The sequence below is a fragment of the Duganella guangzhouensis genome (genome assembly GCF_009674535.1).
GTDB classification, from domain to species: domain Bacteria; phylum Pseudomonadota; class Gammaproteobacteria; order Burkholderiales; family Burkholderiaceae_D; genus Rugamonas; species Rugamonas guangzhouensis.
Map to the genome: position 1 here is coordinate 1 of NZ_WKJK01000018.1, position 15,184 is coordinate 15,184.

The window sequence follows — 15,184 nt, forward strand, 5'->3', positions numbered from 1 at the left end:
GGCGGCGCGGCGCTGCTGGCTGCCGGCGTGAACGTCAGGGGCTCGGCTGCGGCCGCCGGGGCGGCGGCTGGCGGCGCGGCCGGATCGGGCGCCAGGTCCAGTGTCTGGCCCGGTTGCTTGTGATCGCTGTCGCTGGGCAGCGGACTGGGTGATGGGCGTGGCTCGTCGGCGGCGGCAACCGGCGGCGCCATCGGTTCCAGGCTCAGTCCGTCCAGGTTGAATTCGCGCGCCGGTTCGGCCGCCGCTGCCGGCGTTGGCGTCAGTGCCAGCAATTCGTCAAATGCTTCCGATGGCTTGTCCAGCTCGTCGTCGGCGACCGAGTTTTGTTTGGCGCGCTCGGCTTTCTTGAGCGCTTGCATTAAGAGACTCATGATCCATTCGCCTTGGGAACAGGATACGCTTGGGTGTCGGGCTTTTGGTCAGGCAGCAGGTAACGGTAATCCTTGTAGTCGCCGTTGATGCCGGTGTCCTTGACCACCACCGGCCGCATGAAGATCACCAGTTCGGTCTTGGTGCTGGTCTCGTTGCGATAGGAGAATAGCTCGCCCACCAGCGGAATGCTGCTCAGCACCGGCACCCCATCTTTGGTGTTGTCGACCGAATCCTGCATCAAGCCGCCCATGACGGCGATCTGGCCACTTGGCACTTTCATGATCGACTCCAGCTCGCGGGCCTGGATCACGGGGATATTGCTGGTGACATTGCTGGCCGCCAGCGTCGGGTTGGGGTCCTTGACGTAGCTGACCACGCGCGTAATGGTCGGCCGCACGTTCAGCGTCACTTCGTCGCTTTCGGAAATCTGAGGCGTGACACTCATGACGATCCCCACCGGCACGGTTTCCAGCTTGGACTCATAGGTGGCCGGAGTACTGACGCCGCCGGTGGAATTCAGCGTGGCTGGCGTCACCTTGATGGTGAAGAACACATTGTTGTCGACCACCTTCAGCATCGCGGTCTGGTTGTTCAACACGCTGATCTTGGGACTGGACAGGACTTTGACCTTGCCAAACGATTCCAGCAACTGAATCGTGCTGGCGATATTGCCGATGCGGCTGTTCGAGTTGGTATAGTTCAGCACGAACATGCCAGGCGTAGTGCCCACAGTCACCCCGCTGGCCAGCGTGCCGACCGCGCCCTGGGTCAGTTTGAGGCCGCCGGCCCCCACCGAGGCCCAGTTAATCCCTTGCTGATAGTTGTCGCTCAGCTTGACCTCAACGATGGTTGCTTCAATCAGCACCTGGCGCTTGGCGGCGCCCAGCACCAGATCGAGGAACTGCTGGATTTTTTCATGCTGGCGTGCGGTCGCGCGTACTGCGATCAGGCCGCTTTCGGCATTGACGATCACCGCCGACTTGGCTTGCTGATTGTTGCCGCCACTCTGCTGCTGGAACGCCTGAGGCAACGGCGCCGCCGGCTGCATGCCTGGTTGCGGCGGCGTTTGCGCCTGCTGCAGCGCGGCTAGCGGGTCGCTTGGACTCTCACTGACGGTGGAGGCGCGCAGCATGTCGCGGATATTCTTCTCCAGGTTGTACCAGAAGTTATTTTCCGATCGATTGTTGACCACCGTGGTCGAGTTGTTGGAGCCGTTAGACGTGCCGTTGGCGCCGCTGTTGCTAGTGGTCGACTGATTGCTGCTACTACTGGACGAGCTGTTGGATTGCGTGCTGCTGCTCTGTGCCGGACTCAGTGTGTCGCTGGCGCCGCTGGTGGAAATCTGGGTGGCGATGTTGACGCTGCTGTTGGTGGTGCGCGAGATATTGACGTAATCGACCTTGTAATTACGCCACTCGGGCGTATCCGGCAGCACCAGCAGCGTGTTGCCGTTGATTTCATAGCGCATGTCGACCTGGCGCTGGATGCGGCTCAGCAGCTGCGGCAGGGTCTGGTCGAGCGCGTTCAGCGTCACCATGCCATCGATGCCCGGATGGACGTCCACATTCATGCCGGCGTCGCGCGCCAGCGCGAACAGCAGCGACTGCACCGGTACCTTGTGCACCGTCACGCTGAAGGTCTCGACCTTGGCGGCCGGCTTGGGTGGCGGCAGCGCCACACTTTGCTGTACCGGCTCCGGAATACTGCCGGTGGCCGGCGCCGGCTCACTGATATGCAGTGGCGAGGGCGGAATGGTATGGCTGGCGCAAGCACTCAGCAAGACGCTGCACACCACAGGGACGAAGGGGGAGCTGAGTTTTGTCATTGTTTCTATCCGGCCCAGGAAATGCAGTAAATGGCTGTTTTTGTTGTGCAATTGCAATTATGAACAACATGATCTTACAAATTGGGTGCCACTGCAAGGATGCCCCAGCAAATAGCCCCAATCAGCAGCAACGCACCCCCTATAACAACAGCCCGGCCCGGCCAACGGCCGTGACGGCGGAACGGCGACTCCCGGATCGCCAGCCGCGCATGGCTGGCCTCGACCGTGTCGGCATCCTCGGCAAACGCCGCCAGCAGCGCCTTGTCGGCCAGGATGTTGATGCGGCGGACGATGCCTTGCGAGGCGTCTGCGATCAGCCGCGCCGCCGCCGGGCTGAACAGGCTGGGACCGTCGTGGCCGGCCGCGCGCAGGCGGAACGCGAGGAAGTCGCCGGTCAGCTCGGCCTGCAGGGCCGGCACCTGGAAGCTATGGGTGATGCGCTCTTTCAGCTGGCGCATGCTGGACAATTCCAGGTTCTGGTCCAGCTCGGGCTGGCCGAACAGCACGATTTGCAGCAGCTTGCTGCTGGCGGTTTCCAGGTTGGTCAGCAGGCGGATCGCTTCCAGCGTGTCGAGCGGCATGGCCTGGGCTTCCTCGGCCAGCAGCACCACCTGGCGGCCGGCGCTGTGCCTGGCTATCAGCTCGGCGTGCAGGCTGCGCTGCACTTCGTCGGCGCGCAGGCCGGCGGTCGGCAGGCCCAGTTCGGCCGCGATCGCGTGTTGCACTTCAAGTGGATTCAGATTCGGGTTGACCAGGTAGATCACGTCGATGTGCGCCGGCAGCCGTTGTTCCAGCATGCGGCACAACATGGTTTTGCCGACCCCGACCTCGCCGGTGACTTTTATGATGCCTTCGCCGTTGGTCACCGCATACAGCATGGCGCTGAGGATGTCTCCGCGCGCATTGCCTGAATAGAAGAAGGCCGGATTGGGCGTGATATGAAACGGCGATTCGCGCAGGCCGAAGTGGGTGCGGTACATGGGGGCGCTCACGCGATGCAAGCCAGGAAGGCTTGTTCCAGGGTGGTCGCGCCGAACTGGGCGCGGCATGCGGCCGGGGTGCCGGCAAAGCGGATCTGGCCATCGTGCAGGATCGCCATGCGGTCGCACAGCTCGTCGACATCGGCCAGCGCGTGCGAGGTCAGGAACACCGTGCTGCCGGCGCGATGCCGGTTGCGCAGTTGTTCTTTCAGTAAGGCGCGCGCTTTCGGGTCCAGTCCGCTCATCGGTTCATCCAGTACATATAAGCGTTTGTGCGCCAGCAGGCAGGCCGCCAGCCCGAGTTTTTGGATCATGCCTTTGGAATAGCCGCGTACCGTGCGCCGCAGCGCGGCCGGATCGAGGTCCAGCGCCGCCAGCATGGCGTCGACCGCCGCCGGCACATAGTCCAGATGCTGCAAGCTTAGCAAATAACGGATGAAGTCGGCGCCCGTTAAATAATACGGCGGCGTGAAGCGTTCGGGCAGAAAGCCAAGCGGCGCGCGCGTGGCCGGCTGGTGATGCGGCTGGCCGAAGATGTCGATGCTGCCGCCGTCCAGCGCGCAGAAATCCAGCATGCACTTGATCAGGCTGGTCTTGCCGGCGCCGTTGACGCCGACCAGGCCGAAGCATTCACCGGCTTGCAGTTCCAGATCCACGCCGCGCAGCACGCTGGCGGCGCCGTAGCGTTTGACGACTTGCTGAAAGCGCAGGGCGGGGACGGTCATGGATGCAACGTGGGCGAATGAAACGAGCCACACTGTAGCGCATTCGTCCAAAGAAAGCGACACCTTCGCTCGCTCTAAAAACACATCTGGCATAGAATGGCCGCAAGTTTTTGTGAGAATGATCGGGGAGCGGGTATGTCGAGGCCAGAGAAAGTCCGGCTTGGTGAGATTCTGGTACAGCAAAAACTGCTGTCCGAAGAGCAGCTGGGATTGGCGCTGGCCGACCAGAAGCGCAGCGGCCGCAAGCTGGGCCGCGTGTTTGTCGAGAACGGCTACGTCAGCGAAGAGCAGATCGCCGGCGCGCTGGCGCGCCAGCTCAACATCCCTTACCTGAACCTGAAGTTCTTCAACATCAATCCGGAAATCGTGCGGCTGCTGCCGGAGACCCAGGCGCGCCGCTTCCGCGCGCTGGTGCTGGAGGACCGTCGCGGCGCGCTGCTGGTCGGCATGTCGGACCCGACCGACCTGTTTGCCTATGACGAAATCGCCCGCATCGTCAAACAGGATATCGAACTGGCGGTGGTCAACGAGACCGAGGTGATGGCGGCGATCGACCGCATCTACCGCCGCACCGAGGATATTTCCGACCTGGCGCGCGAGCTGGAGCAAGACGTCGGCGACGCCTCGGTCGACTTTGGCGCGCTGGCGGCGGCCAATCCGAATCTGGAAGAGGCGCCGGTGGTCAAGCTGCTGCAGTCGGTGTTTGACGACGCCACCCAGGTGCGCGCTTCCGACATCCACATCGAGCCGCAGGAAGGTCGGCTGCAGATCCGCTTCCGCATCGACGGCGTGCTGCATCTGCAGACCGAGGCCGATATCAAGATCGCCCCCTCGCTGGCGCTGCGGCTGAAACTGATGTCTGACCTGGACATTTCCGAAAAACGGCTGCCGCAGGACGGCCGTTTCGTGGCGCGCGTGAAGAACCAGCGCATCGACGTGCGGATTTCGACCATGCCGACCCAGTACGGCGAATCGGTGGTGATGCGACTGCTGAATCAGGGCGGCACCCAGCTGCGGCTGGACGCGATCGGCATGCCGCGCGGACTGCTGGAGCGCTTCCGCGCCATCATCCAGCGTCCCAACGGGCTGGTGCTGGTGACCGGGCCGACTGGCTCCGGCAAGACCACCACCTTGTATTGCGCGCTGTCCGAGCTGAACTCGGTGGAGAAAAAGCTGATCACGGTCGAAGACCCGGTCGAGTACCGGCTGGCCGGCATCAACCAGGTGCAGGTCAACGACAAGATCGACCTCAACTTCGCGCGCGTGCTGCGCTCGGCGCTGCGGCAAGACCCGGACATCGTGCTGGTGGGTGAGATGCGCGACCAGGAAACCGCCGCCATCGGCCTGCGCGCCGCCATGACCGGTCACTTGGTGCTGTCGACGCTGCACACCAACGATGCGCTCGGCACGCCGCTGCGGCTGATGGACATGGGCGTGCCGCGCTATATGGTGGGGTCGTCGCTGCAGGCGGTGCTGGCGCAGCGGCTGGTGCGGATGATCTGCGAAAGCTGCACCTCGCCGTACGAGCCGACCCCGACCGAGCGCGAGTGGCTGAGCCTGGAGCTGCGCGACAAGGTCGACAAAGCGCGTTATTTTCATGGCAAGGGCTGCTCGCATTGTAACGGCATGGGCTATCGCGGCCGTACCGGCGTCTACGAATTGCTGGAGATGACGCGCGCGGTGGTCGATGCCGCCAATGATCCGGACCCGGCGCACTTCCTCAAGGTGGCGGCGGCGCAAATGGCCGGCGAGACGCTGCGCCGGCACGCGGTGCAGCTGGTGGTGCAGGGCCGCACCACCATTTCGGAAGCCATGCGCATCAGTAACCAGGTCGAGGAATAAGCCGTGCCTTTCTTCGCATACAAAGGGCGCAACGCGCGCGGCGAGCTGATGCAAGGCGTGCTGGAGGCGGCCGACAGCGGCGCCGTGGCCGACCAGCTGTTCAACACCGGCGTGACGCCGATCGAGATCGTGGTTACCACCAAAGCCGTGACCGATGGCGACGAGGGCTGGCTGGCCAAGCTGCTGGAGAAGAAAGTCACGTCGATGGACGTGCAGCTGTTCAGTCGCCAGATGTATACCTTGTTGAAGTCCGGCGTGCCGATCATGCGCGGGCTGGCGGGTTTGCAGGAATCGGCGGTCAGCAAATCGTTCGGCAAGGTGATCAAGGATTTGCGCGAGTCGCTGGATTCGGGGCGCGAACTGTCGGCCGCGATGCGGCGCCATCCGACCGTGTTTACGCCGTTTTATCTGTCGATGGTGCGGGTGGGCGAGATGACCGGGCGGCTGGAGGAAGTATTCCTGCGCCTGTTCGACCACCTGGAGTTCGACCGCGACATGCGTGAACGCGTCAAGACCGCGATGCGCTATCCGAGCTTTGTGGTGGTGGCCATGATCGTGGCGATGGTGATCGTGAATATTTTTGTGATTCCGGCTTTTGTTGGCGTGTTCGCCAAATTCAATGCCGAGTTGCCGCTGATGACGCGGGTGTTGATCGCCACGTCCAATTTTACGGTGCGTTACTGGCCGGTGATGGCGGGCGGGCTGGTGCTGGCGGTGTGGCTGTTCCGCAGCTGGACCGGCACTGAGCGTGGGCTGTATCAGTGGGACAAGTTCAAGCTGCGCATTCCGGTGGCTGGCAAGATCATATTGAAAGCCACGCTGGCGCGCTTTGCGCGCAGTTTTTCGCTGTCCAGCCGCAGCGGCGTGCCGATTGTGCAGGCGTTGTCGGTGGTGGCGCAGACGGTGGACAATGCTTATCTGACCGCGCGCGTGGAGCAGATGCGCGATGGCGTCGAGCGCGGCGAGAGTATCCTGCGCACGGCCACGGCGGCCAGCGTGTTCACGCCGATTGTGCTGCAGATGATCGCGGTGGGCGAGGAGAGCGGTTCGATCGATGAGCTGATGGACGAGATCGCGCAGATGTATGAGCGCGAGGTGGATTACGAGTTGAAGACCTTGTCGTCGCAGATCGAGCCGATCCTGATTGTGTTCCTCGGCATCATGGTGTTGATCCTGGCGCTGGGCATCTTCCTGCCGATTTGGGATTTGGGCAAAGCGGCGCTGCACCACTAAATCTGAACAACGGTGAGCTTTCTTATAACTAGTGTATCGGGGAAACAACGGGGCGCGAGTTTGCTGGAATTCGCGGTGAGCGTCTGCGTGCTGGGTATTTTGATGGCCGTATTGTTAAACCGCGTGTTCTTTTACCAAGGGGAAGCGGAGCGCGCGGCCGTAGAGTCCACGGTGGCCTCCCTGAGAACTGCCTTAGAAATTAAGGTGGCGCAACTAAAATTGCTTGATCGAAGTGAGGATTTAACCTTTTTAACCGAAGAAAATCCTTTGGATTTACTAAAAGTTAAGCCCAATAATTATAGTGGTGAATTGTACAACCCTAGTAATGACGACATCGGCAACGGAAACTGGTGTTTCGACCGAGGTGACAAGACTCTGATTTATTTGTTAAATAAGCGAAATTCTTTTGGAGATGCTCAAACGAAACGTTTGAAATTCAAGGTAAAATTATTTCGCTTGCCCCATAGCCCCGCCAAGCCGTCAGGCACACCGGAACCCGTAAGTGTGGCCTTTGAGCAAGTAAAGGACTAGCGCAAACCGCGCAGGAATTTTTCGACGATTTGGAGAAAGTAATGAACAAGCAAGCACGCACTGCAATCCGTCAAGGCGCCCAAGGCGGTTTCACGCTGATCGAATTGATTGTGGTGATCGTCATTCTCGGCATTCTGGCCGCCACCGCCTTGCCACGTTTTTCCGACCTGGGCGGCGATGCCCGCGTCGCCTCGCTGAATGCTGCCGTTGGCGCCACCCGGTCCGCTATCGCGATGACCCACGGCGCGGCCCTGGCCGGCAACACCGCGTCTGCGGCGACCGGTACGGTCACGATGGAAGGCGTTACCATTAATATGGTGAACGGCTTCCCAGCCGTGGCCAGCATAGCCAACGCGGCCGGCTTGACGAATACCGCCGATTACCAGACCAGCATCAGCGGCACCACGATCACCATTCGTCCGGCGAGCGTGGCTACCAACAGCAACTGCAACTTTACCTACACTGAATCGACGGCGGTGAATACGGCACCGGTGATTGTCACCACCAACCTCACCAACACCAACTGCAGGTAACAGGTCCGGCGGACGTTGTCGTGAGCTCCCCATCGTTCCGGCCGTTGCAGGCCGGTTTCACGATCGTGGAGCTGGTCACGGTGATCATCGTCATGGGCATCCTGGGCGCGGTTGCCGTCGGGCGCTTCCACGACAACACCACCTTCGATAACCGCGCTTACGCCGACCAGGCCAAGACCATCATCCGCTACGCGCAAAAGCTGGCCATCGCGCAAAACCGCAACATCTTCGTGCAATCGAACGGCAACAGCTTCGCCGTCTGCTCTGGCGCCGCCTGCGGCGGCAGCGAGGTCATCGCTACTCCCGCCGGCACCAACAGCGGCAGCAGCGCCACCAAAACCTATTGCCAGCAAGCCGGCGGCTACGCGGCGTTGTGGATGTGCGAAGGCCGGCCATCCACCGTCACGGTCAGCTCGAATACCTCGCGCCCCGAGTTCGGCAGCGGCGGCTATTTCTTCTTCGACGCCATGGGCCGACCCTACAACCGCGATGGTACCGACATGGCCTCCATGGTGCTCACCTTCGCCAGCGGCGGCAACAGCCTGAGGCTGACGATAGAAGCGGAAACCGGCTATGCGCACTATTAGTCAGCCACGCGTGCGCCGCCTGCGCGGCCTCACCATCATCGAACTGGTGATCTTCATGGTCATCGTCGGCGTGGCGGCGGCCGGCATTCTGGGCGTGATCAACCTCACCAACCGCAACAACACGGACCCCGCGCGCCGCAAACAAGCCATGCTGGTCGCGGAAGCCTACATGGAAGAATTGCAGCAGGCGCAGATGACCTATTGCGATCCGGCCGACGCCAACGCCGCCACCGTGACCGCCGTCGGCGGCTGCAACAGCATACCGGAAGCCTTCGGCCCAGAAGCCGGCAACACCCGGCCCTTCGACAACTTGAACGACTACGTGCCGAACGCCAGCGGCAGCGCGGTACGCGCTTTTGCCGTGGCCGACAGCAGTGGCACGCTGGTTGACCGCGATGTGGCCGGCAACGCGCTCGGCGTGAATGCGGTAGGCGGCAAGCTGGGCAATGTGTCGATGAGCGGCATCACCACCACGCTGTCGATCAGCAAGGTCAATCCGGCCAATGCGCTGGGCACCGGCACCGCGCTCAGTTCGTCCACTGAGGATGGCATGGCGATTCTGCAGATTACGCTGGTGGTCACCTACGGCAGCGGCGCTAATGATTTCGTGCGGCTGGACGGCTACCGCACCCGTTACGCACCGAGGGCAAGATGAGGCGGCTGAGCATTCGATTCGGCAAGCGCGCGCGCGGTTTCACGCTGGTGGAGGCCATAATCGTCATGGTGCTGACCGCGATTCTGGCCAGCGTGATGGTGTTGTTTATCCGCCGTCCGGTGCAGAGTTATATCGAAACCTCCGAGCGCGCCGACATGGCGGACGTGGCCGAGATCGCGCTACGCCGCATGGCGCGTGAGTTGCACGGCGCGCTGCCGAACAGTATCCGCTGGATGGTGGTGGGAAATGTGTCCTACTTGGAGTTCATCCCCACCAAGGGGGGCGGAATCTATCTGGCAGCCGAGGATGGCGCCGATCCGGCCGCGCACCCGCCGCTCAGCTTTACCGCCGCGACGGCGGCGTTCGAGGTGGTCGGCCCGATGCCGGCCGCACCCTATGCGATCGCGGCTAATGATTACATCGTGGTCTACAACCTCGGCGCCGGCTATACCAATGCCGACGCCTACGCCGGCGGCAATGTCGCCCCCGTCGTCAGTGTCAATGGCCAGCGGGTGTCGATTACGTCCACGCAGTTCAGCAATGCGTCGCCCGGCAAGCGCTTTCAGGTGGCGATGACACCAGTGACGTTCGCTTGCAGCAACGATGCCGCTACCGGCAGGGGGACGCTGACGCGCAGGTGGGGTTACGCGACGAAGCTGCCTTCCAGCGGTGCGCAGACGGTGCCGACTGGCGGCTATACCGCGCTGATGGCTGATAATGTCTACGGCTGCCAGTTCTGGACCCAGCAGGCCGCCAATCAAAACACCGCGCTGGTCGGGCTGTCGATTGCGCTGGCGCGCGCCAATCCGGACAGCGGCGGGCTGGAGACGGTCACGCTGTCGCAGCAAATTCACGTGGATAACACACCATGACGACCTACAAGCTTCAGCGTTTGCGGGCGCGGCGCGCGATGCGCGGGGTGGCCATCGTTACCGCGATCTTCCTGCTGGTGGCGGTGGCCGGACTGGCGGCGGTGGCGGTGTCGCTCAGCAGCAGCCAGCAATCCGCCTCGGCGCAGGACATGCAGGGCATGCGGGCCTATCAGGCGGCGAAAGCGGGCATGGAGTGGGCACTGTACGTTGCGCTGGAAAGCAGCCCGACCGACAAAACCCTCGTCAACGCTGCGGGTCGCCTGGGCTGCCAAGGGCAGAAGGCCAGTACCACGTTTGCCATGCCGGCAGGGACGACGTTGTCGCAGTTCACCGTCACTGTTACATGTGGTCCGAGAATAGACGGCTTGGGCAGCAACGACGCCAACGACTCGACCGCCGGCCACTTCGCGATCGAAGTCACCGCTTGCAATCAGCCCGGCGCGAACGGCTGTCCGAACAGCTCGCCCGGCACCGATTATGTACAACGCAAGATCCGGGCGCAGCTTTAATGTCGCAACCATGTGGAAATGTGTGTATTTTTGCAGCTGGATTGCCATTTTGAGCATGTAAAGCTGTGTAAGTTGAATATAATCAAGCATCTAGCGCGTATACCTCCACTGACATATGGGTTTCTTTAAAAAAGCAAAAAAATCCGATGGCTGGCTGACAGTCACGTTCCTGCGCGACGGCGTCTGCGCCGGCCGTGTGCAGCGCGTGCGCGACGCCAAGGCAGTGGTGGAACTGTCCTCTTTTTACCCGGCAGACCACAGCTTGTCGCCGGAAGCGCTGGAGCGCATGCACAAGGACGTCAAGGCCGGCAACTACCGCTGCAGCACCATGCTGGCCGGCGGCGAATACCAGATGCTGATGGTCGAGCGTCCCAACGTTCCGCCGGACGAAATGAAAACGGCGGTGCGCTGGCGCTTGAAGGATATGCTCGACTTCCACATCGACGACGCCACCATCGACGTACTGGACATCCCGGCCGACACCAGCGCCGCCGCGCGCGGCCAGCAGATGTTTGCGATCGCCGCCCGTAACTCGCTGATCCAGTCGCGCCAGACGCTATTCAGCGAATCCGGCCTGGACCTGACCGTGATCGATATACCCGAAATGGCGCAGCGGAACATCTCGGCCTTGCTGGAGACCGATGGACGCGGCCTGGCCATGCTGTCGTTCGGCGCCGATGGCGGCCTGCTGACCATCACCTACAAGACTGAGCTGTATCTGTCGCGCCGCATCGATGTCACGCTGGAGCAGCTGCTGGAACGCGATTCCGACCGCCAGCAGGCGCAGTTCGACAAGATCACGCTGGAGCTGCAACGCTCGCTGGATCACTTCGACCGTCAGTTCTCGTTTGTGAATGTGCTCAAGCTGCTGCTGGCGCCGACCGGCGCCGAGGGCTTGCACGAACACCTGGCCGCAAATCTGTACACGCCGGTGGAAGCGATGGAACTGGCCGATGTGTTCGACCTCAGCAAAGCCCCCGAATTGCAGGACACCGCGCAACAGCAGCGTTTCTTCCTGACGCTGGGCGCGGCCTTGCGGCACGAGGAGGTGCATTTGTGAGCCAGCAGATCAACCTGTTCAATCCCATCTTCCTCAAGCAGAAGAAGATCTTCACCGCAGTGCCGATGGCCGAGGCGCTGGGCGTGATCGTGGCCGGGGTGCTGCTGCTGAGCTGGTACGCCAACTATCGCGTGAACCAGCTGGAGCAGGCCGCCAACGTCGGCAAGACCATACTGGCGGCGCGCGAACAGCGTCTGGTCAAGGTCAACGCCCTGTACGCGCCGCGCGGCGCCGATCCTCATCTGCAGGCCGAGCTGGTCGGCGCCGAGGCGGAATTGAAGGCGCTGCACGATGCGTCGTCGATGCTGCAAGGTGGCGCGCTCGGCAACACCGAGGGCTATGCCGAATACTTCCGCGCGTTTTCGCGCCAGAACGTCAACGGATTGTGGCTGACCGGCGTCAGCATCAACGGCGCCGGCAGCGATATCGGTGTGCAGGGCCGCGCCATGCAGGCCACGCTGATTCCGAATTACATCTCGCGCCTGACCGCTGAGCGCGTCATGCACGGCAAAACCTTTGCCAGCCTGGATATCGGCCGGCCGGAGACGCAAGCGGTGCAGCAGCAGGGCGCGGCCGCGCCGGTGGCGCCGCCGTTCGTTGAGTTCAACCTGCAATCCACGCTGGTGCAGGAGGCTGCCAAATGAAACAGCAGCTGATTGAACAATGGATTAAGCTCAGTACCAAGCTGGACGCGATGACCTTGCGCGAGCGCGCCATGATCTTCGCGGCGCTGGTCGGCATCGTGCTGTTCATGATTTACACCCTGGCGATGGAGCCGCTGCTGAACCGGCAGAAGCTGTTGCAGATGCAGATCAAGCAGCAGGAAAACCAGATCGCCGGCATCGATATGGAGATCACCGCCAAGGCGCAGGGTTTCGTGTCCGATCCGGACGCGGCCACGCGCAACCGGCTGGCCTCGGTGCGGCATGAGATCGACACCACCAGCAGTGGCCTGATGGCGATGCAAAAAGGCTTGGTGGCGCCGCAAAAGATCGCGCCGCTGCTGGAGCAGCTGTTGCGCGGTAACGGCAAGCTGAAGCTGATGTCGATGAAGACGCTGCCGGTGACCGGCCTGAACGAAGCGGTGGCGCAGGCCGAGGCCAAGCCTGCCGTGCTGACCACGACTGCGCCAGCCGCCGGCGCCACAGCCGCCGCACCCAAGCCGCGCGAGCTGCTGTATCGCCACGGCGTCGAGATCGTGCTGCAAGGCAGTTATCTGGACATGATTACCTACATGGACGCGCTGGAAAAGCTGCCGGTGCAGCTGTTCTGGGGCAAGGCGCGGCTGGATGCGCAGCAGTACCCGAACTCACGCCTGACGCTGACGCTGTACACGCTGAGCCTGGATCAGAACTGGATGAAATTATGAAACGCCTTTGCCTGCTTGGCCTGTTGTGGTGGAGCGCGGCCTCGGCGCAGACGCTGGCCGACCCAACCCAGCCGCCGCCCGAATCGCGCCTGCTGCCGGTCGCGCAGTCGGACACGCCGGCCTATAGCGGCCCGCAGCTGCAATCGGTGCTGATCGGCTCGCGCGGCCGTGAGGTGGCGGTGATCGATGGCCAGACCGTGCGCAAGGGCGAGAAGTTCAACGGCGCCACGCTGGTGCAAGTGAATAAGAATTCGGTGGTGCTGCAAAACGGCCGTCACCGCCAGGTGCTGACCTTGTTCCCGGACGAAGCCAAGAACAAGACCGCTCATTAAACGCGAAGAACGCTTATGCAAAACATCCTGACCCTCGCCGTGCTGTCCGCAACGCTATTGCTGAGCGCCTGCCAGACCGCGTCCACTCGCGACACCTACGACAAGATCGCCAACGACGTGAACGCGGCCGCTGCCAAGCCGGCTGTGGTGACGCCGAACGAGGCCGTGTCCAGCGCCTTGCTGCCGCCGGTGACGCAGCTGGCCGACCAGTTGCCGAAGGCGCGCGCGGTGCTGGATGAGCGCTTCAATGTGTCGTTCAACAATGTGCCGGTGCAGCAGTTCTATAACTCGCTGGTGGCCGGCACGCGCTACAACATGCTGATCAATCCCGAGGTCACCGGCACCATCACCGCCAACCTCAAAGACGTGACGCTGTTCGAGGCGCTGGACGCGGTGCGCGAGCTGTATGGCTACGATTACAAGATCGAGGGTACCCGCATCTACATCCGTCCGCTGACCATGCAGACCAAGATGTTCAAGATCAATTACCTGATGGCGGTGCGCAAGGGCGGTTCCAGCCTGCGGGTGTCGTCCACTTCGGTGGGCACTGCCGGCGTCAGCAACAGCGGCGGCCAGAGCAACAACAACTCGAACACCACCAATAATAACAACGGCAGCAGCGATCCGAATAATCCGAACGGCACGCCGACCCAGCGCGATTCGGCCAGCGTGGCCACCCAGTCAGAAAGCGATTTCTGGCTGGAGCTGAAAGCGGCGCTGGACGCGCTGGTCGATCCTGGCAAGGATGGCCGCAGCGTGATCATCAGCCCGCAATCCGGCGTGATTGTGATCCGCGCCATGCCGGCCGAGCTGCGCAATGTGGACATGTATCTGAAGGCGACCCAGCTGTCGGTGGACCGCCAGGTGATCCTGGAAGCCAAGATCCTGGAAGTGCAGTTGAACAGCGACTACCAGAGTGGCGTCAACTGGGCGGCATTTGGCAAGAATTTCGCGATCGGCACGGTGCAACCGGGCAGCACGCTGGCGCCGAAAGGCACCACATTGACCAGCGCCGGTAATGCCGCCATCAGCGGCGCCGCTGGCAGCCTGCTGAGCGCGTCCAGCGATGCGGCCGGTTCGCTGTTTGGCATGGCGTTCCAGACCAGTAATTTTGCCGCGCTGATTTCCTTCCTGGAAGGGCAGGGCACGGTGCATGTGCTGTCCAGCCCGCGCATCGCCACGCTGAACAATCAGAAAGCGCTGCTGAAGATCGGTACCGATGAGTTTTATGTGACCGGGATTAGCACCACCACCACCACCAGCAGTTCCGGCAACGGCACGGTGTCGCCGAATCTCACTTTGCAGCCGTTCTTCTCCGGCGTGGTGCTGGATGTGACGCCGCAGATCGATGAGGAGGGCAATATCATCCTGCACGTGCATCCATCGGTGAGCAAGGTGTCGACCGTGAACAAGTCGCTGAATCTGGGTTCACTGGGCACCTTCAACCTGCCGCTGGCGGCCTCTGACACGTCGGAGATGGATAGCATGGTGCGCGGCCAGAATGGCCAGGTGGTGGCGATTGGCGGCCTGATGCGTCAGGCCACAACCACCGATGACTCCGGCGTGCCGGGCGCCAGCAAGGTGCCGGTGCTGGGTGCGCTGTTTGGCAGCAAGAGCGAGGTGGTGCAGAAGCGCGAGCTGGTGGTGCTGATCAAGCCGACCATCGTGGAAACCTCGTCGGACTGGAATCAGGATCTGCTGGACAGCGGGCGCCGCATCAAGGAGCTCGATCCGGCGCGCTTGAAAGGGCGGAACTGAT

At 62.2% G+C, this 15,184-nt stretch carries 16 protein-coding genes and 1 pseudogene; 13 read left to right on the forward strand and 4 right to left on the reverse strand.

Annotated elements, in window-relative coordinates:
• The 4 genes and pseudogenes from GJ699_RS26630 to GJ699_RS26645 all read right to left on the reverse strand — a co-directional run.
• Positions 1-371 (reverse strand): annotated as a pseudogene (locus tag GJ699_RS26630) (tetratricopeptide repeat protein); the annotation flags it as partial.
• Entirely contained in the window at positions 368-2,197 is a 1,830-nt protein-coding gene (gene mshL, locus GJ699_RS26635) for a pilus (MSHA type) biogenesis protein MshL (protein ID WP_154382129.1), read from the reverse strand. The pseudogene GJ699_RS26630 and the gene mshL (GJ699_RS26635), both read right to left, overlap by 4 nt.
• 74 nt (positions 2,198-2,271) lie before the next feature.
• On the reverse strand, positions 2,272-3,177 hold the full coding sequence (locus GJ699_RS26640; RefSeq protein WP_154382131.1) for an ExeA family protein: 906 nt from the start codon (positions 3,175-3,177) through the stop codon (positions 2,272-2,274).
• Positions 3,178-3,185: 8 nt separating this feature from the next.
• Entirely contained in the window at positions 3,186-3,902 is a 717-nt protein-coding gene (locus tag GJ699_RS26645; RefSeq protein ID WP_154382133.1) for an ABC transporter ATP-binding protein, read from the reverse strand.
• A 135-nt stretch (positions 3,903-4,037) separates the two neighbouring features.
• On the opposite strand from GJ699_RS26645, the gene GJ699_RS26650 reads away from it, so the two are divergent.
• The 13 genes from GJ699_RS26650 to mshL (GJ699_RS26710) all read left to right on the forward strand — a co-directional run bounded on the left by GJ699_RS26650 (position 4,038) and on the right by mshL (GJ699_RS26710) (position 15,183).
• A complete protein-coding gene (locus tag GJ699_RS26650; protein ID WP_154382135.1) occupies positions 4,038-5,744 on the forward strand; it encodes a GspE/PulE family protein in 1,707 nt (568 codons plus the stop codon).
• A gap of 3 nt (positions 5,745-5,747) precedes the next feature.
• The gene (locus tag GJ699_RS26655) at positions 5,748-6,977 is read left to right on the forward strand and encodes a type II secretion system F family protein (RefSeq protein ID WP_371867678.1); all 1,230 of its coding nucleotides are present in this window, start codon (positions 5,748-5,750) and stop codon (positions 6,975-6,977) included.
• 60 nt (positions 6,978-7,037) lie between these two features.
• A complete protein-coding gene (locus tag GJ699_RS26660) occupies positions 7,038-7,508 on the forward strand; it encodes a hypothetical protein (RefSeq protein WP_154382137.1) in 471 nt (156 codons plus the stop codon).
• A 41-nt stretch (positions 7,509-7,549) separates the two neighbouring features.
• Positions 7,550-8,041, forward strand: a complete 492-nt coding sequence (locus GJ699_RS35030) for a pilin (protein WP_154382139.1) — start codon at positions 7,550-7,552, stop codon at positions 8,039-8,041.
• Positions 8,042-8,061: 20 nt separating this feature from the next.
• The gene (locus tag GJ699_RS26670) at positions 8,062-8,628 is read left to right on the forward strand and encodes a pilus assembly FimT family protein (RefSeq protein ID WP_195763658.1); all 567 of its coding nucleotides are present in this window, start codon (positions 8,062-8,064) and stop codon (positions 8,626-8,628) included.
• Entirely contained in the window at positions 8,615-9,283 is a 669-nt protein-coding gene (locus tag GJ699_RS26675) for a type IV pilus modification PilV family protein (RefSeq protein WP_154382143.1), read from the forward strand. The genes GJ699_RS26670 and GJ699_RS26675 overlap by 14 nt, the downstream gene beginning before the upstream one ends.
• Entirely contained in the window at positions 9,280-10,155 is an 876-nt protein-coding gene (locus tag GJ699_RS26680) for a type II secretion system protein (RefSeq protein ID WP_154382145.1), read from the forward strand. Before GJ699_RS26675 ends, GJ699_RS26680 begins: the two co-directional genes overlap by 4 nt.
• Positions 10,152-10,664, forward strand: a complete 513-nt coding sequence (locus tag GJ699_RS26685) for an agglutinin biogenesis protein MshP (protein ID WP_154382147.1) — start codon at positions 10,152-10,154, stop codon at positions 10,662-10,664. Before GJ699_RS26680 ends, GJ699_RS26685 begins: the two co-directional genes overlap by 4 nt.
• Positions 10,665-10,779: 115 nt before the next feature.
• Positions 10,780-11,724: a type IV pilus biogenesis protein PilM gene (locus GJ699_RS26690; protein ID WP_154382149.1), complete on the forward strand. Its 945-nt coding sequence runs from the start codon at positions 10,780-10,782 to the stop codon at positions 11,722-11,724.
• A complete protein-coding gene (locus GJ699_RS26695) occupies positions 11,721-12,368 on the forward strand; it encodes an MSHA biogenesis protein MshI (RefSeq protein WP_371867679.1) in 648 nt (215 codons plus the stop codon). Before GJ699_RS26690 ends, GJ699_RS26695 begins: the two co-directional genes overlap by 4 nt.
• The gene (locus GJ699_RS26700; RefSeq protein WP_154382151.1) at positions 12,365-13,093 is read left to right on the forward strand and encodes a type II secretion system protein M; all 729 of its coding nucleotides are present in this window, start codon (positions 12,365-12,367) and stop codon (positions 13,091-13,093) included. The genes GJ699_RS26695 and GJ699_RS26700 overlap by 4 nt, the downstream gene beginning before the upstream one ends.
• Positions 13,090-13,425 (forward strand): MSHA biogenesis protein MshK, encoded by a 336-nt coding sequence (locus tag GJ699_RS26705; RefSeq protein WP_154382153.1) that lies wholly within the window; start codon positions 13,090-13,092, stop codon positions 13,423-13,425. Before GJ699_RS26700 ends, GJ699_RS26705 begins: the two co-directional genes overlap by 4 nt.
• Positions 13,426-13,440: 15 nt before the next feature.
• Positions 13,441-15,183, forward strand: coding sequence for a pilus (MSHA type) biogenesis protein MshL (gene mshL, locus GJ699_RS26710; RefSeq protein WP_154382155.1), 1,743 nt, complete (start codon positions 13,441-13,443; stop codon positions 15,181-15,183).
• Position 15,184 lies beyond the last annotated feature (1 nt).